The organism is Arachidicoccus ginsenosidivorans, assembly GCF_007971385.1.
Lineage (GTDB): Bacteria > Bacteroidota > Bacteroidia > Chitinophagales > Chitinophagaceae > Arachidicoccus > Arachidicoccus ginsenosidivorans.
Window position 1 is genome coordinate 1,521,567 of record NZ_CP042434.1, and the last position, 15,004, is coordinate 1,536,570.

The window sequence follows — 15,004 nt, forward strand, 5'->3', positions numbered from 1 at the left end:
TTATCAGGTCAAACCTATTGATCGTTTTGCCTCCCTAACCGAAATAAGGAAGATATTTATGGCCGGTCAGTCTTTATATTTTTGTCAATGCCTTTGCCTTATGGGCCGCAATATGTGCTGACTTATCACTTTTGATCTCATATTGAGGATCCTGTGGTGAGGCATGGTGGGTATACCCCTTATAATCAAAATCCTTGGTATGCACTTTAATGATAACCCCCGTAACATAGCCGGCCTCTGAATTCCACTTTACGTGATCTCCCTTTTTAAATGTATCCGCCATCTTCCTCTCTTTTTATGATTGATTTTGAGCAGGTGCTAAATACACAACAGCCTCTGAAGTATAAAACTGGAAGGTAAAGGACTCTTGCAAATAGAGCTTAACCGAGCTGTCAGTATGACTTAGATACCCGATAGAGATATCCTGTCCCAAACTTAATTTAAAATCTCCGCCCCTGGTGGACAAAACATAGGCACCTTTTAAGGCAGGTGCCCAGACTATGTCACCGTCTACCAGATCCCGGATATGTTGTAAAACCGGATACCCTTCATCGCTGCCTCCACTGGCTGCAACGTAGGCTTCAGCGCCCATCACCAGCATGTACGGTCCATTAACACCCGCCAGCCGAAGTTCACTTAAGGCGTGTGCGACTGCGTCTGAATAATTTTTTACACTGGCAGGTAGCACAAGTGCTTTATTACTGCTACCTTCCTGAATACCCGTAATGCCTGCAGCAGCATACCCTTCAAATACTGCCAGGTCTTCCGCATATGCGATCTTTTTAGCAGCGTCTTTTAAGGGCTGCCAGTCGCTATCCTCTGCGCCTCTTTCAACATCATCAATGGCGGCTCTGGTGAGCTCAAAAGGTACCCGAAGTTCTACCAATGGATTTACCTCCCGAATAGACGCTTGCACATCTTTTTGGGGCGCGGCAATTGACTTAATATGACCGGTTCCCTTGGCAGAGAGATCAAACCCGCTGGGACCTTCCACATCCACTACCTTTCTGGCAGCCAAATATCGTTTCAAAGTCCGGGTGGCTTCTTCATTAATCTGCTCCCAGGCTGCCGCTGAAATAGGGGCTAACTTCTGATATAAATTATTCATAACTGATTTATTTTACGACTTAAGAGATCCGATTCCAAGAGAGCTCAGCTCCTGAATTGGATCTGAAATTATTTGATGATTACTGTCTTTATTATCCTTGTTCCCTTCCGTAACGTCCTTGGACACCGTATTGATTTCAAAACTTCCCTGAGACATCGCATCCAGCATCTCTAAGGTAGGCACAAAAAACAGACTCCCTGTTTCGGCAGTGCTAAAATCCAGCAACCGGTCATAATTACCGGCAGGACTGCCCACAAACATATTTTTCAACATCTTATTTACGGTATCAAATGTGCTCGCATAGGCAATAAAGTAAGTGCCCATTTCATTGGTGGACATATTGCCAAAGGGCATGTTGTCCCGAATAACCTTTAAGTCATCGCCAACATTTGCCAGTGCCGAATGTGAATTTGCTGGTTTTACGCCGTCCGGCATTTCTACATCACTTTCCCTGTAACGGCCAAACACCTTTTCCTGCTGGTCAAGTGGTAATGCTTTAAAAGCCTTTAAATCATGGATATACTTTTGAACAAAAAGATAACTGCCACCTTTATAGGCAGGGTCTGCCTCACCTATCAAGCCATAAAAAGCACGTTCGTACTGCTCGGGGTTTTCGGTACCATCTACAAATCCCAATATAGAACGGCCGTCCCAATACCGAAAACCATGCACTTCCTCCACCGGATCGGCTACCGGTGCCAATATTTTGGAAATCTCCAGGGCCATATCATAGCAAATACTGCTATTAAGCCCCTTAAATGAAAATGAAGGTCTCCTCTGGTGGCAACCGCCGTATACTTCGCCCCTCAATAGCTACAAAATCATTTAATTCGGCGGGACCGGGCTGAGGAAAATCCAGCAAGTTCCAGGCCAAAGGGCCGATCCCTATAACGCAACTGGCACCATGGTCAGGAAAACGAACTTTTGCAGAATGGTTCAAATTAATCACCAGGGCACAAACTTGTTGAAAAGCCGCCGAAATAGCCTCTGTTGGCAACTCTTTAAAATTCCAGACGGCAAAGATGGTATTGGTGCCATGGTTATCTAATACATTTTGTGGGTGCGCTGTCGCTGTCATATGTTACTTTCTTTTTATCCTAAATACTAAGCTATAACTCAGTAAAATTAAGACATAATCATCAAACATTAAATTAGGCTATTTGCCTCGGCAAAATAAAAGTGATTAAATTAGCGCTTCACGCCTGTCCATCCATCAGGTGCTGAATACCCCGCTTCAGTGAATAAACCTGAGCATGCGGATAGGCTTCTTTAAGCATCATCGCGGCCTCTTTGCTTCTTTTGCCAGTAGTGCAGTAACAAACAATTGGTTTTTCTACATCCAACCCTTGCATCAATGTACCTAAATTACCTGAAAAGGAAGAAAGTGGCAAAAGCTCCCCCCTATATTAAAGGCGGCGTGTTCCTTAAAGGAACGTACGTCGATTAACTGATAGCTCCCCTTTAGTAGCGTTTCATAATCTAAAATTTCTACGATCATATGTCCCTCTAAATCGTTTATCTGAATTTGTTCATTTCTACTTAAGGAAACCTGATACTTACTGCCATCTAAGATATTCACCACAGAAAGCTTGTCCGCCAGAACTGCATTTCTATTGGCAAAATATTTAAGCACTTCAGTGGCCTGCATGCATCCTATCATCCCCGCAAGTGTTGGCAATACACCACCGTCTGAACAATTAGGCACCAGACTCCCGTTTGCAATTTCAGGGAAAATATCCCTGTAATTAGCTGAAAATCTGCCATTATCCAATGGAACATTTAAGATGGCTACCTGGCCTTCATATCGGTAAATGGCCCATAGACCAAGGGTTTCCCTAAAATCACACAGCCGTCGTTTAAAAGATATTTCGATTCGAAATTATCGGTTCCGTCAACAACTAGGTCATAATCAGCCAATAACTCCATTATGTTACGCACATCTACCCGGATTTGTAAAGGCAACACCTGAATACCCGGGTTCTGCAACTGAAGTCTAGCAGCCGCAACCGCAGCTTTTGACAAGCCAATATCCTGCGGCGTAAATAGTATTTGCCGATGCAAATTAGATTCACTGATCAGATCATCATCTGCCAGACCAATCAAGCCAATACCAGCTGCAGCGAGGTATTGACCTACTGGACAGCCCAGGCCACCGGCTCCAACGATTAAAACCCTGGCATTTTTAAGTTGCATTTGCCCCTCCCTTGCAAATCCAGGAAGCGCCATCTGGCAATGATATCTATCAAAATTTTCTGCCATTCAGATCTATATACATTTTTATTAATACAAAACAAACTCAAACTAATCCGAGGCTGATCGAGCGCTAATCCAGGTCTTTTGCCCGATACTTCGCCAATAAACTGACCGCTTGTCCCGCCTCTTCTGGTGTATTGACATTTAACAGCGCCTTTTTATCAGGAGGTGTTAATAAATCAATTCCAGTCTGGATCAGCGTTTTTCTAGGGCAGGTAATGCCCTTGGCTAATGCAGCTAATAAAACGGCGTATCCAGCCGGCTCCCAGATCGTTATTAATGGTTCTGGCAAATCGTCATGTGGACTTTTAAAAGCGGTAGCTATTTGACCTGATTTTCTATTTTTTATTAAAAACCTTAGGGTATCCGCACTCATTAAAGGCAAATCGCAGGCCACCACCAGCCAGGCTGTTTTATTTTCCCGGTCTGATCTATAGGCGGACAAAATGCCACTTAAAGGGCCCATCCCTAAAAAAGTATCCGTTAAGGGCTCATATCCAGATTGAATATCCACATCTCCCACCTGATCAGGTCTGCAGGAGATAAATACCTTTGAACAAAATTGTTTTAATAAATCGGCCGCATAATAACGCTGCTGCTTATCATGGAATTGGATTTTATCCTTCGCCCGCCCCATGCGTATACTTTTCCCTCCAGCCAACACCAGACCGTTAATGTCCGAAAAATTATGCTCTTTTAAAATCATGCTTCCCTCCTTGCTTTTCCATGAGTTTAATCTCTTTAATAACAATATCATGGCTTAAGGCTTTGCACATATCATAAATTGTCAAAGCAGCTATGGAAGCGCCTGTCAGCGCTTCCATCTCTACCCCGGTTTTTGCAGTGATCAGAGCCGTACAGCTAATCACCAATTCCTGGTTATTATTTGCCTGAATATCTATGGAACAATTGTCCAGACCCAGCGGGTGACAAAGTGGTATTAATTCCCCTGTCTTTTTTGCCGCCATAATACCTGCAATAACTGCCGTTTGCAATACAGCTCCCTTTTTAGTCGTAAAATCCGCCTGTTGCAGCGCATCAAACACAGACTCAGGCAATGCAATAACCGCTCTGGCCGTCGCCAGTCGTTTGGTTACTTTTTTTTCGCTAACATCCACAATTACCGGCATTGACTTATCATTGATATGTGTAAACTCAGACATATTGATTATTGTTCTTTATAATATATTTTAGATTGTCCAGTATACAATGATTGATTTTACATCCAAATTTCCTATTTTCTTCCTACACGACCAATATGAAAAATCATATAATTACCAATCATAACGCCAAACCTTAAATCTATCTCCTTTTTTAAATACACCCGGCCCAACAGGTAGCTCCATAAAGGCATCTGCATAAACCAGGTTTGAGAAATCCCCCGAGCCATTAGTCTCAAAGGGGGTTGCTATTAAAATGCCCTCGGCATTTATTGTCAACTTTACTTGAACAAAATATTGCAGCGGCACATTAAAAACAACATCCTTTGTTAATGTGGCTATTGAAAAGCAATGCGCATCTATGCCCAACGACTGCTTCAACCAAGGTACAAAATAGCGGTGCAGGCACATAAATACAGCCACTGGATTGCCAGGAAATGCAAAGACCAGTTTTTCAGCCTGACTGCCCCCAAACCAAAAAGGCTTTCCAGGCCTTTGTCGTACCTTATGAAAACCTTTGACTACACCCAACTTTTCGAGCGCCTCAGGTACAAAGTCAAATTTCCCCTTGGAAACACCGCCTGTCATAAGTAGCACATCATAACTTTTCAGATAACCTTCCAGTGCCTCATTAATTTCTTTTGGATCGTCGTTTAAATGATACAAGTCCACTGAAACCTTATACTTTACTAAAGCAGCCTGAATCACCACACCATTGGAACGTCTTAATTGATAAGGCGTTGGAGACTGATCAGGGGGGATCATTTCATCGCCGGTGGAGATCACTGCGATTTTGGGCAGTTTTTTCACCAGTAACGATGTTTTACCAATGGAGGCAGCGAGGCCTATAACAGCCGCTGTTACTACCCGGTTTTTATCTACAAGCAAATCTCCTCGATTTTTGTCTTTTCCCTCTGGATGAATATTCTGACCGGCGGCAATCATTAATCCTGGCAATAAAGTAGCCCTCCCGTTTTCAATTTTGCAATCTTCATAGCGCACCACAGCGTCCAGGGACCCATCTACAGCTGCCCCTGTCATAATCTCAACACACTGATCTTGTGAAGTGATGCGTATTGGCGTCATGCCTGCCGCCTGTACGCCAACTACATCGAAACGATCAACACCTGTCATCAAAGCTGTGGACTGCACAGCAATGCCATCTACCGTTGCCCGGTTAAAAGGAGGCAAATCTCTATCAGCCAAAAGATCCTCCGCTAGTATCCTACCCAAGGCTTCTGCTAAAGAAAGCTGCTCTGTCCATAATCCTTTTTATAGTCTCCAATTATATTTTCTGCATGCGCAACACTTACCATTTCCATCAGTTATCCTCCTATAGTTGCCATGGACGGCTGTTTAATAATGTTATTAGTCTTATTTTTCTCAGCCTCCCATCCATCCAGGGGTTTATTAAGAACAGCACTTAATAGTTGTTTTTCAATCACTTGATCTGAAGCACCCGCCCTAATTAAATCTTTCAAGTTTAAGACTCCCTGGCCATACAAACAGGTCCTGAGTCCTCCTTTGGCAGTAATTCTAAGCCGGTTACAACTACCACAAAAGGAGCGGGTATAGGCTGCAATGACACCTATATCCCCTTGATGACCCTCAATATGATAGTTTAAAGCCGTTGCATGAATGGGATCTTGCATTTTGGCAAGGTCTGGATATTGTTCTCTTATATGCTCAATAATACGAGAAAAGTTCCAGGAAAGAGAGATATCATGTGTACCGCCATTAAAAGGCATTTCTTCAATAAACCGTACACTTACAGGCATGGATTTCGTGAGCGCAACCAATGGTAAAATATCCTGCGTATTGCAATCTTCCATAACAACTGTATTAATTTTAACGGCTATGCCTGCTAAAAGTAACTTCTCAAGGGTGTTTAATACTTGGGGCAATGCGTCGCGTCTGGTAATATCAATAAAGCGCTGCCTATCCAATGTATCCAGGCTTAGATTAACTGAGCGAATACCTAGTTTTTTTAATTCAGGGATATAAGGCTCCGTAAGCAATCCATTGGTTGTTAATGTGATTTCCTTCAGACCGTGTCCGAGCATTTTGGACAACTCACCTAAAAAGGGCATCAGATCTTTTCTAACAAACGGCTCGCCGCCCGTGATCCTGATTTTCTCAACGCCCATTGTAATTAGTAGTCGGGAAATGCGCAACATCTCTTCAGTCGTCATGAGTTCAGCCTTAGGCAACCAATTAAGTCCGACCGCAGGCATGCAATAGGTGCATCTTAGATTGCACTTATCTGTCACCGCGAGTCGCAAATAATTTATTGTCCGCCCATGGCTGTCTGTTATCATTTCTTAATCTGAGTTAATAAACTTGCCTATAAAATATACATTATGATGACCAGGTTTATTATTCATTGTAAACTTATTCTAAGTAGTCCCAATTTACAAGCTTTAAACCAAATCTCCTTTCAGGATGTAAGTTAACGCTTTCTGGGCAATAGCACAGACTGTTTAGCCCTCAAAAATGACTTTTAACAGACCCGTATTTTTTGATCGAATATTCTGTTAACCAACATTAACCCTAAGTCTGATCTAGGGCTATTAATAACCGATTTATTCTAGCAAATGTCCGTTAGTATCAGCGCCTTTTAATTAGAAAGTTGTCAGTTTTTTGAGTAATTAAAATTAATTTTGAGTCAAGCATTATCGCTATAGATATAAATCGAAAATTATGACCAGTCAAGAATATATCATAAAATCCGGCTTTGAAAATATGGACACAGAGGCCATTTATACCTATCTCAGCACGGAAAGTTATTGGGCTAAGGGTATTCCATTTGTAACCGTTAATAACGCTATTAAGAATTCTTTTTGTTTGGGTATTTTTAAAGAGGAAAAGCAGGTTGGTTTTGCCAGGCTAGTTACAGACTATGCCACTTTCGCTTATCTGGCTGATGTTTATATATTGGAAGCACACAGAAATAAAGGACTTTCTAAAGCGCTCATGGCTCATATCATGAATTTAGACTGGGTGGCTGGGCTTAGAAGGATTTCCCTTGCCACCAAAGATGCGCATGAACTATACCGACAGTTCGGCTTTGAAAGTCCAGCCAAGCCGGAAACTCTTATGGAAATTACCAGGCCGGAGATTTATCAAAAAAAGTAATAGATGATGCATCATACTTGTCATTTAAACGAGTTGAATTATTCACCCTTATTGTTGAAGATCTTAAGTCAACAAAGCTTTGAGCCTTTTAATATTCAAACGATCTTTTACAATCGTTACAGGCTGCACGTTACCAACAGTTCTACTGTTGATTAAAATATCTCCTTCCTTCAAAAAAATAATCGTAATTTGTTCACCCCAGGAAAGTAAACTAAATCGGGTTAAAGCAGTAATTAACTGATTTTCTGGATCAGTTTCAAGATGTGCAATGCGAAAATTATTCATCAAAACTTTTTCGATATCATCCAACCTATACCCATGTACCAAATGAAGTACATCAAAGCAACGTCTTTGCTTCATACGCTTAGCGGTAAAATACCAAAGTGCAATTCCAAATACAATCAACAGCCATCCTTGCACCACAATAGACAGAGGCATGTCAGGTTTTAATTTCAAAAAAAGCAACAATATCCCCACAAATATCAAAACAGAGGAAACAAATAAATAAAGTTATCCACCTGACTAAAAAATCTTTTTGGCCATTTATGACTGGATTTAAGGGTGTAACAAACCGATCGAATGATAAGTTAAGGGAAGTCTTGATAGAAGCAAGCTGGTTCGCCATTAAGTTAGACCCGGCAATGACCCTATATTTTTCTGACTATTGTAAGAAAATAGCTAAAAATGAGGCCATCACAAAAATAGACAAAAACTTCTTTCAAGAGTTAGGTTTGTAATGGTTCATCAGACCAAATCCGTCACCTCAACTATGGGCAAAACGGGTGGAGAATGAGTTGTTTTAGGCATGGCAACAATAATATAAGCCGCCCAACGAAAATCGAAGGACGGCTCGGTATATTACCGTTGGCCAGGCTATTCCTATCAGGTTGCGCTCCCGCAGCGCCTGAGTCCGCTTTACCTGTTAGGCTAAAGTTAAGAAAATTAATAAATCAAGATTATTTATCTGTCTAATGATTTATGGGCGACAAAACGTTTGCGAATATTCGCAATACCTATTATACCAATTTTATTTTGCCGAGCATTGGTATCATATTCTTTTCGTCAAGTGAATAGCTGTCATTTTCAAGATATAATTTTTGAAAAGCCGACAAATCATCCGGACTTTCGTCAAGCATCTGATACATTTTTCTAAAGAAATCCTCTCTGTCAAGTCCAGGGTTGAACACCATTGTCATTTTCACAATGCCGTTCGAGTTGTTGTTATAACCGTGGAGTGAAAGTCTTGGAATGTGAATTACAGTTCCTGCCTCTACCTTTATTTCACCATTACCTGTTAGAACTGTCAACTTTCCCTCACGAATTATAAACGTTTCGTCCATTTGTTTATGGTAATGCAATTTCGGACCCCTTGCATTGGCTTCCATTTCAATTTCATAAAAGCCAAATTAATTATTGGTTAAAGTGGTCGGAACAATTACTTTTAATTTATTCCCTTGGCTTTGAAATTGTTCATTTTTATCTAATGGAACGATGACAGCGTCATCGTTCCATTCTTTTAAAAGTAAATCTTTCATAGTTTTAATTTTGTGGAATTTCCTCAACCAAAATTTCATTGCCTGCTTTGTCGAAATAAGTGCAGGTCATTTTATCCATACAAACATTCCATTTCTCAATACCAAATGTTGCACACATTTTAATGAAAGTTGGATAGCCTGTTTTGCCATGCTGATGTTCCTTCAATTTTTTTTAAACTGTTCTGCATTAACGGTATCAGCAATAACCAAATGTTCATAGCGTGCAGGGGAAATGGCCTTATAGTCATTTTCTCCATAATAATCGGTGTGCCCATCCATTACAAAGGTTTCGTAATAAGCCACTCCTAATTTTTTGATGTCCTGAATGAAAGCAGGAAAATCTGCACCTGTTTTTACCTTGCTGTGAGCTGTTTTGATTTGTTCTACTGTAAACATTTTTTCTTGATTTTTAATTGTTAAACGATTTGTTGAATTACAGGCAACCATAATGCTTAAACGGGATAGTATGATTGTCGATTTTAGAATTGATTTTACCATCGGTCTTTACATTAAGATTATGATGCAAAGTTGCGACGATGAAACCCCTAAAATTGTAAAAAATCGTTTTTCTACAAGAAGCGTTTGAAATTTTCGGGTGTGTTTCCCGTAAATTGTTTGAAGTCTTTGATAAAATGGGCTTGATCGAAGAAATTGTTTTCGTAACAAATTTCTGTTAGCGTTTTGCTTTCGTTCAGATTGTTAAGAACTGTGTTGAAGCGAACAATGGAAGCAAATTTTTTGGCTGTAGTTCCTACTACTTTCCTAAACCGCTTTTCAAATGGGCTTTGGCTGATAAACAGTTTTTCGTTCAGTTCTTTTATGCGGATTGTCCCATTGCTTTGGTAAATGAGTTTAACCGCTTCAACAATTAATTTGTCTGTTTGAATGTCTTTGAGCTGGGATACTAAAAACTGCTCAACGATTTTTATCCGTTGTTTATCTGTATTGGCAATTGCTATTTTTTCTTCAACTTCTATGACGCTGTTTTTGTCAAAAATATAGTCAAGCGAAAGGCTTAAATTAAAGAGGTAGTTGGCAGGATGTAAAGCGAAATGTGTAAAACCTGTTTCGGTAAAGTAAACTAATATAGTTCCGATGTTTGCCGAATTTTTGAATACTTTGTAGCTGTCAGTAATTCCTGTTATTCCGGCTGTTGTTAGTTTGCTTTCTTTGTTGTCTTTTAAGGTCGAAAGTCGTCCTTTATATTGAAAGCCAATAACAAGTCCCGAAGATGGAAGGACTTTATATTCATTTTCCAATTCATTCTCCGACACTACAAAATATTTGATGTAGGGTCTAAGTTGTTCAGTCGGAAAATGTTTGTCAAATTTCATCGTCTTGCCTGTCGGTTTATGCTTGGACAATCATCAAGCTTACTGCTAATACGCTAATATACAAACCTTTTCAAAACCAAACCAACTTTTCCGCATACTTAACCAAAACGAAGTCAGCGCCCTTGTATAATAGAATGGAATCTTGTTTAGCGAAGCAAAAAATCTCTTGACAGGACCCTTATTGAAGAACAAATGATATAACATTGATAGTCAATGTAAAATTGATTTTTTCATGTCAGCTCCTATCAAATATTATACCACCTCCCCAAAAACTTTACCGTTAAATAACGGTAAAAAAGGGGTTTTTAACGGTATAGTTTTGCTTTTCGGGGTTGTAGCTTTGGCTTGTAAAACTCATAGCTGCGTCGGGTTCATACCCAAATTGGTTTTGCTTTGAGATAATTGGCGGTTTAGATACATTTAAAACATGATCCCATGTTGCTACTTAGGCTTTCTCATTTTATGGGCGCACACCTGCGCCCGGGCATTGCCTCCTGACATCCCCCTGACGCTGGCAGCAATGAATTACAGGTACATATCCTGTAGTACAAAACCTATATTGAAATTTCTTCAAAAAAAATCTATTATCATGAGACACAACATAGTATTGACTATGATGTTTGCTTTACTCATATTAGCAGGTTGTAACAAGCCACAAAATGACCCATCAGCCAGGTTAAAGGCTGATGCACAGGCAAATCTTCAAAAAAAATACTACAGGCCTGCAATTTCGTTACCCTGTCCGGTAACATTACCTCCAATATGACGCTGAACGCCGCCAATACCTACAAGCTTAGCTGGATTGTAGTGGTTAAGAGCCCCGCTGTTTTAACCGTACCGGCAGGAACGGTCTTTAAAGCTATTCAATATGCTAAAGCGCCTGGCTGGTGATTGAAAAGGGTGCTAAGTTGGTGACTACCGGAACCTCTACTGATCCCATCATCTTTACTTCTGATGAGTCTTTGGCCCCTCGCGCGCTCGGAGACTGGGGCGGGATTGTGTTCGACTGACCAGCAAGTAACAATAACAGCAACTCATTGACAATTCGCTTAAGTAGCACATATACTATTACCGGCGATGACATCAATGATGCGGACAACTCCGGCAGCTTCCAATTCGTGAAGGTACACTTTGGAGATGCTGGCTATTCGACTGATGTGCTTTCCAAAATCAGCGCATATCCTGAATTCCGTAGGAACAGCTACAATTATCGACCATGTGCAGATCACCAACTCGAAGTATGACGGAATAGGCATGTACGGCGGTCTGGTTGACATGAACAATATTGTAAGCTACGACGCCGGACGCACAGACTTCCCTATATCCTATGATTACCAGGGTAATATTCAATTCATAACCGCAATGCGTATTGAAAATACAGCCATGCCGACAGGAACAGCCTACGACCTGGAAATCATCAACCAAACAACTAGCGATATAACGACAACCCCGCTAACTCAACCAGTTATCAGCAACCTGACGGTTTTAGGGCCGAATTATTGTAGTCCAACAACTGTAAACAGCCAGTTCGACTATGCTGTTCATTTTACAATCGCTAGTGCCGGTAAGATTTACAACAGCGTCTTTTCGGCATGGAAAAGCACAGCAACACATTCCGGATTGTTGATGGATAAAGCAACTTGCTTTAATAATACAGCGAGCCGCGATTTTATATTCTCTTATAACTCATTTGACAGGTCAGGAACCGGCACTGCTTATTTTGACGGCGCTTTAACCCCTTGGAGTGGAGCAGGGTGCAGTAGTTCTATGGCGGTATAGATTACAGGCTCCGGTACGGCTATCTGCCCGCAGGCCGGTAAACAGTTCTCTGTATCGACATTGGGCTACGACAACAGCTTTTGCAGCGATTATTGCTCCGCCAGGCCTAGTCTCGTGTTAGGTTCCACCACGTTAAGCTCGTCTAATTATACCTGGGATACCGGCTCGGTATTCAGCCACGTTACCTATAAGGGCGCATTTGGCAGTACCGACTTTACCAGTAATTGGAAAGTGTAGTGCCCTGCAAGTGTAGATTATTGTAACTAAAATAAGTGCGCATAAAAAGAAGGTACTTGATCGAGTAGTAAGGTAGCGAATAGTTCGCTACCTGTCCTCTCACACCACCATACGTACGGATCCGTATACGGCGGTTCCATTAACTAATTGTTTGAAGCGCATATACTGGGCTTTAAAACAAAATAGTCCAAGGTTGTCAAAATAGGAAATTGAAAAGGCGGCATTCATAGAGAGGCCACATGCAATATGCCATGGGCCTCTATTTGAGAAAGCTGCCATGCGGGCCTCAGTTTTGGATAGGCCTGCTTTACACATGTTGACGTAGCGGGTCCAATTGCATTTCCATTGGCGCCACATAATAGTGCGGAGCCTGTGACGTATCCATTGGTCTAACTCGTGACCGAGGCTCTTAATATCAGCAATTTTATAATAGTTAAACCACCCACGTAAACAAGGATTGAGTTTTTCATGGATAAAAATTTCCAGATTCATCCCTTTCCCATATTTGCATAGTTCTCTGATTTTATCCTTAAGACGACTGATACTTTTGGGTGCAACACGTATTCCTACTCCCCCCTTCTTGTAATAAAATGAAAAGCCTAAAAATTTCCGGTTGACCGGACGGTCAACCTTACTTTTCTCTTTAATGAATTTTAATTTCATCTTCTTTTCAAGAAATTCGGTAATTGAGTTGAATACGCGATCTCCGCTCCGTCTGGACTTGACATAAATATTAACATGATCCGCGTACCTCACATGCTTCAAGTTCCATTTCTCTAATTCCTTGTCTTATTCATCCAGTACAATGTTTGAAAGTAGTGGAGATAAAGGTGAGCCTTACGGAACGCCTTTAACTAATTGAGAAACAATACCTACAGTTAATATACCGCTCACCTGATATTGGTGAATCAATCGATGAATTTCCCATTGTCCCGGAGTCTTTTCCATTACTCTGCTCATTAATCTTTTGTAATTAATCTCATCGAAGAATTTCGATAAGTCCATATCTACACCTATGGTGTAACCTTCGTTTTGGTAGGATTGGGACTTGAATACACCGTCAGCCGCACTCCGGCCTGGTCGAAACCCATAACTGTTATCAGAGAATACCTCTTACCATTTTGGGCTAAGTCCCTGATGTAGTGCTTGTTGGATAAATCTATCGATGACGGATGGAATGCCTAGCATTCTTACACCACCGTCTGGCTTAGGTATTTCTACCTTCTTGATTGGTCTCGGTCAATATGTGCCTCTTTCTAGTTCAGATTGTAAGCGTGTCCAGCGTTCTTTAAGGTAAGGCTTGAGTTCCTTAACCGTCATTCCGTCCACACCCGCAGACCCTTTGTTGCCGACAACATTGTAATAGGCCACGTTTAAGTTTTCCTTTTCAAGAACCTGCATAATCAATCGAGTGCCCTTAGGGTTGGTTTTGTCCGTTATGGGAACAACAGGATCCGCTCCAATTGAGCCGCCTTTCAATTCCGGTGATTTTACATGTTCAGTGGATGAAGATTTTGGGCTCTTCTTTTCTACTTCTTTGTGTTGTTTCATAATAGTTCCCTCCCTTTAATTAATGGTTCAGCCCTTCGTCCCTTTCGTGAGTCCTTCCTTTGTTACCGCCTATGGTCGACCGGCTCGTTTCGGGCTTACTATGGCTTCTGTTGACTTCAGCTATCTCACTCTGATGTTGCCATCAGAATTGCTCCGGCACAGAATACGTCGCGTTCCTGCCGCTAGCGGGATTGCAGATCTCCCGGGTAAGATGCACTTCTTTCACGCTTATGCCTGCCGCATATACCACATACCTTTCCGTGTAAGTATAGGACTTTAGAGTTATTCGCCTCATCATCCAGATATGTAGCCTCAGATACGGTTCCTGTGTGTCAGGCCAGCGTTTTGTCTTCGCCTTCCTTCAGATTCCCAGTTGCCTGGGACACCCTTGGGGTTCGACTCATAATTCCCCTTACAAGGGCTTATAGAGGTCTTTCACCTCCTATATTTGCACCATGCCGGGCGCACGAAAGAGGCAGGCGAATATCAAACGCCCGCCTTTTTATTATGGTTAACCCTGGTGTTGCATACCCGACCGATGCAATATCTCTTTTATATGTCTTGCTGCTACCGTCCGGCAGGCCACTTTTATTAAATAGTAATAGGTTCCCATATCGCATGGCTTCCCATTCTGAGTGCCGTCCCATCCATTGTTGTTGTTGTAGGTGGAAAACACAATCTGTCCAAATTTGTTGTAGATGACAAACTTTTTGATAACCTGGTAAGTTATCCCTTCAATCCTGAACACATCGTTCAGGCCATCACCGTTCGGACTAAAGGCCGAAGGTATCCGCTCATGGGTATTATAATCAATATTTACATTAACCGTATCTTTGCTTTCGCAATCTTATTCATTTCGACCCGTTAAAATAAAGGTGTTTGGCTGCGAAGGGTGCGCTACGGTGTTTTGCA

The 15,004-nt window shown here is 41.5% G+C and carries 19 protein-coding genes and 4 pseudogenes; 3 read left to right on the forward strand and 20 right to left on the reverse strand.

Annotated features, from left to right (window positions below):
- Positions 1 to 73: 73 nt before the first annotated feature.
- The 11 genes and pseudogenes from FSB73_RS06225 to moaA form a co-directional block, all read right to left on the reverse strand.
- A complete protein-coding gene (locus tag FSB73_RS06225) occupies positions 74 to 283 on the reverse strand; it encodes a hypervirulence associated TUDOR domain-containing protein (protein WP_146780610.1) in 210 nt (69 codons plus the stop codon).
- Between the two features lie 12 nt (positions 284 to 295).
- On the reverse strand, positions 296 to 1,108 hold the full coding sequence (locus FSB73_RS06230; RefSeq protein WP_146780612.1) for a family 1 encapsulin nanocompartment shell protein: 813 nt from the start codon (positions 1,106 to 1,108) through the stop codon (positions 296 to 298).
- Positions 1,109 to 1,120: 12 nt separating this feature from the next.
- The gene (locus FSB73_RS06235; protein ID WP_262712515.1) at positions 1,121 to 1,834 is read right to left on the reverse strand and encodes a Dyp-type peroxidase; all 714 of its coding nucleotides are present in this window, start codon (positions 1,832 to 1,834) and stop codon (positions 1,121 to 1,123) included.
- A 28-nt stretch (positions 1,835 to 1,862) separates the two neighbouring features.
- Entirely contained in the window at positions 1,863 to 2,186 is a 324-nt protein-coding gene (locus FSB73_RS24300) for a Dyp-type peroxidase domain-containing protein (protein WP_225974541.1), read from the reverse strand.
- Between the two features lie 118 nt (positions 2,187 to 2,304).
- The gene (locus tag FSB73_RS24305; protein WP_225974783.1) at positions 2,305 to 2,460 is read right to left on the reverse strand and encodes a rhodanese-like domain-containing protein; all 156 of its coding nucleotides are present in this window, start codon (positions 2,458 to 2,460) and stop codon (positions 2,305 to 2,307) included.
- An 8-nt stretch (positions 2,461 to 2,468) separates the two neighbouring features.
- Positions 2,469 to 3,367: pseudogene (locus FSB73_RS27465) on the reverse strand (HesA/MoeB/ThiF family protein).
- A gap of 64 nt (positions 3,368 to 3,431) precedes the next feature.
- The gene (locus FSB73_RS06245) at positions 3,432 to 4,067 is read right to left on the reverse strand and encodes an NTP transferase domain-containing protein (protein WP_146780614.1); all 636 of its coding nucleotides are present in this window, start codon (positions 4,065 to 4,067) and stop codon (positions 3,432 to 3,434) included.
- Positions 4,048 to 4,524 (reverse strand): cyclic pyranopterin monophosphate synthase MoaC, encoded by a 477-nt coding sequence (moaC, locus tag FSB73_RS06250; protein WP_146780616.1) that lies wholly within the window; start codon positions 4,522 to 4,524, stop codon positions 4,048 to 4,050. Before moaC ends, FSB73_RS06245 begins: the two co-directional genes overlap by 20 nt.
- A gap of 111 nt (positions 4,525 to 4,635) precedes the next feature.
- Entirely contained in the window at positions 4,636 to 4,932 is a 297-nt protein-coding gene (locus FSB73_RS26380; protein ID WP_262712614.1) for a MoeA family protein, read from the reverse strand.
- A pseudogene (locus FSB73_RS06255) lies at positions 4,909 to 5,766 on the reverse strand (molybdopterin molybdotransferase MoeA); the annotation flags it as partial. The gene FSB73_RS26380 and the pseudogene FSB73_RS06255, both read right to left, overlap by 24 nt.
- A gap of 80 nt (positions 5,767 to 5,846) precedes the next feature.
- Positions 5,847 to 6,839 (reverse strand): GTP 3',8-cyclase MoaA, encoded by a 993-nt coding sequence (moaA, locus tag FSB73_RS06260; RefSeq protein WP_146780618.1) that lies wholly within the window; start codon positions 6,837 to 6,839, stop codon positions 5,847 to 5,849.
- Positions 6,840 to 7,221: 382 nt separating this feature from the next.
- Between moaA and FSB73_RS06265 the strand changes: the two genes are divergently transcribed.
- Positions 7,222 to 7,656 (forward strand): GNAT family N-acetyltransferase, encoded by a 435-nt coding sequence (locus tag FSB73_RS06265; RefSeq protein WP_225974545.1) that lies wholly within the window; start codon positions 7,222 to 7,224, stop codon positions 7,654 to 7,656.
- A 63-nt stretch (positions 7,657 to 7,719) separates the two neighbouring features.
- Here the strand turns inward: FSB73_RS06265 and FSB73_RS06270 are convergent, their stop codons facing one another.
- The 5 genes and pseudogenes from FSB73_RS06270 to FSB73_RS06285 all read right to left on the reverse strand — a co-directional run bounded on the left by FSB73_RS06270 (position 7,720) and on the right by FSB73_RS06285 (position 10,525).
- Positions 7,720 to 8,112 (reverse strand): hypothetical protein, encoded by a 393-nt coding sequence (locus FSB73_RS06270; protein WP_158639437.1) that lies wholly within the window; start codon positions 8,110 to 8,112, stop codon positions 7,720 to 7,722.
- A 560-nt stretch (positions 8,113 to 8,672) separates the two neighbouring features.
- The gene (locus FSB73_RS06275) at positions 8,673 to 9,041 is read right to left on the reverse strand and encodes a cupin domain-containing protein (protein ID WP_146780625.1); all 369 of its coding nucleotides are present in this window, start codon (positions 9,039 to 9,041) and stop codon (positions 8,673 to 8,675) included.
- Between the two features lie 21 nt (positions 9,042 to 9,062).
- Positions 9,063 to 9,191, reverse strand: a complete 129-nt coding sequence (locus FSB73_RS26385; RefSeq protein ID WP_262712516.1) for a hypothetical protein — start codon at positions 9,189 to 9,191, stop codon at positions 9,063 to 9,065.
- A gap of 4 nt (positions 9,192 to 9,195) precedes the next feature.
- Positions 9,196 to 9,689 (reverse strand): annotated as a pseudogene (locus FSB73_RS26395) (DUF1398 domain-containing protein).
- A 71-nt stretch (positions 9,690 to 9,760) separates the two neighbouring features.
- Positions 9,761 to 10,525: a helix-turn-helix domain-containing protein gene (locus FSB73_RS06285; protein ID WP_146780627.1), complete on the reverse strand. Its 765-nt coding sequence runs from the start codon at positions 10,523 to 10,525 to the stop codon at positions 9,761 to 9,763.
- A 762-nt stretch (positions 10,526 to 11,287) separates the two neighbouring features.
- On the opposite strand from FSB73_RS06285, the gene FSB73_RS26400 reads away from it, so the two are divergent.
- Together FSB73_RS26400 and FSB73_RS06290 are read left to right on the forward strand one after the other, a co-directional pair.
- Positions 11,288 to 11,416, forward strand: coding sequence for a hypothetical protein (locus tag FSB73_RS26400; RefSeq protein WP_262712519.1), 129 nt, complete (start codon positions 11,288 to 11,290; stop codon positions 11,414 to 11,416).
- 246 nt (positions 11,417 to 11,662) lie between these two features.
- Positions 11,663 to 12,304, forward strand: a complete 642-nt coding sequence (locus FSB73_RS06290) for a hypothetical protein (RefSeq protein ID WP_146780629.1) — start codon at positions 11,663 to 11,665, stop codon at positions 12,302 to 12,304.
- 336 nt (positions 12,305 to 12,640) lie between these two features.
- On the opposite strand, the gene FSB73_RS06295 is transcribed toward FSB73_RS06290, so the two are convergent.
- From FSB73_RS06295 to FSB73_RS27475, 4 genes and pseudogenes are all read right to left on the reverse strand, one after another.
- Positions 12,641 to 13,204, reverse strand: coding sequence for a group II intron maturase-specific domain-containing protein (locus FSB73_RS06295; protein WP_146780631.1), 564 nt, complete (start codon positions 13,202 to 13,204; stop codon positions 12,641 to 12,643).
- Positions 13,205 to 13,378: 174 nt separating this feature from the next.
- A pseudogene (locus FSB73_RS27470) lies at positions 13,379 to 13,639 on the reverse strand (reverse transcriptase domain-containing protein); the annotation flags it as partial.
- Positions 13,640 to 13,780: 141 nt separating this feature from the next.
- A complete protein-coding gene (locus tag FSB73_RS06305) occupies positions 13,781 to 14,092 on the reverse strand; it encodes a hypothetical protein (protein WP_146780633.1) in 312 nt (103 codons plus the stop codon).
- 511 nt (positions 14,093 to 14,603) lie between these two features.
- Entirely contained in the window at positions 14,604 to 14,906 is a 303-nt protein-coding gene (locus FSB73_RS27475; protein ID WP_146788117.1) for a gliding motility-associated C-terminal domain-containing protein, read from the reverse strand.
- Positions 14,907 to 15,004 lie beyond the last annotated feature (98 nt).

What these genes read in the sequence shown, in the direction of transcription:
- FSB73_RS06225 (WP_146780610.1), bottom strand. Translation starts at nt 283, where the DNA reads ATGGCGGATACATTTAAAAAGGGAGATCACGTAAAGTGGAATTCAGAG.
- FSB73_RS06230 (WP_146780612.1), bottom strand. Translation starts at nt 1,108, where the DNA reads ATGAATAATTTATATCAGAAGTTAGCCCCTATTTCAGCGGCAGCCTGG.
- FSB73_RS06235 (WP_262712515.1), bottom strand. Translation starts at nt 1,834, where the DNA reads ATGGCCCTGGAGATTTCCAAAATATTGGCACCGGTAGCCGATCCGGTG.
- FSB73_RS24300 (WP_225974541.1), bottom strand. Translation starts at nt 2,186, where the DNA reads ATGACAGCGACAGCGCACCCACAAAATGTATTAGATAACCATGGCACC.
- FSB73_RS24305 (WP_225974783.1), bottom strand. Translation starts at nt 2,460, where the DNA reads ATGCAAGGGTTGGATGTAGAAAAACCAATTGTTTGTTACTGCACTACT.
- FSB73_RS06245 (WP_146780614.1), bottom strand. Translation starts at nt 4,067, where the DNA reads ATGATTTTAAAAGAGCATAATTTTTCGGACATTAACGGTCTGGTGTTG.
- moaC (WP_146780616.1), bottom strand. Translation starts at nt 4,524, where the DNA reads ATGTCTGAGTTTACACATATCAATGATAAGTCAATGCCGGTAATTGTG.
- FSB73_RS26380 (WP_262712614.1), bottom strand. Translation starts at nt 4,932, where the DNA reads ATGTGCCTGCACCGCTATTTTGTACCTTGGTTGAAGCAGTCGTTGGGC.
- moaA (WP_146780618.1), bottom strand. Translation starts at nt 6,839, where the DNA reads ATGATAACAGACAGCCATGGGCGGACAATAAATTATTTGCGACTCGCG.
- FSB73_RS06265 (WP_225974545.1), top strand. Translation starts at nt 7,222, where the DNA reads ATGACCAGTCAAGAATATATCATAAAATCCGGCTTTGAAAATATGGAC.
- FSB73_RS06275 (WP_146780625.1), bottom strand. Translation starts at nt 9,041, where the DNA reads ATGGAAGCCAATGCAAGGGGTCCGAAATTGCATTACCATAAACAAATG.
- FSB73_RS26385 (WP_262712516.1), bottom strand. Translation starts at nt 9,191, where the DNA reads ATGAAAGATTTACTTTTAAAAGAATGGAACGATGACGCTGTCATCGTT.
- FSB73_RS06285 (WP_146780627.1), bottom strand. Translation starts at nt 10,525, where the DNA reads ATGAAATTTGACAAACATTTTCCGACTGAACAACTTAGACCCTACATC.
- FSB73_RS26400 (WP_262712519.1), top strand. Translation starts at nt 11,288, where the DNA reads ATGACGCTGAACGCCGCCAATACCTACAAGCTTAGCTGGATTGTAGTG.
- FSB73_RS06290 (WP_146780629.1), top strand. Translation starts at nt 11,663, where the DNA reads ATGCTGGCTATTCGACTGATGTGCTTTCCAAAATCAGCGCATATCCTG.
- FSB73_RS06295 (WP_146780631.1), bottom strand. Translation starts at nt 13,204, where the DNA reads ATGAAATTAAAATTCATTAAAGAGAAAAGTAAGGTTGACCGTCCGGTC.
- FSB73_RS06305 (WP_146780633.1), bottom strand. Translation starts at nt 14,092, where the DNA reads ATGAAACAACACAAAGAAGTAGAAAAGAAGAGCCCAAAATCTTCATCC.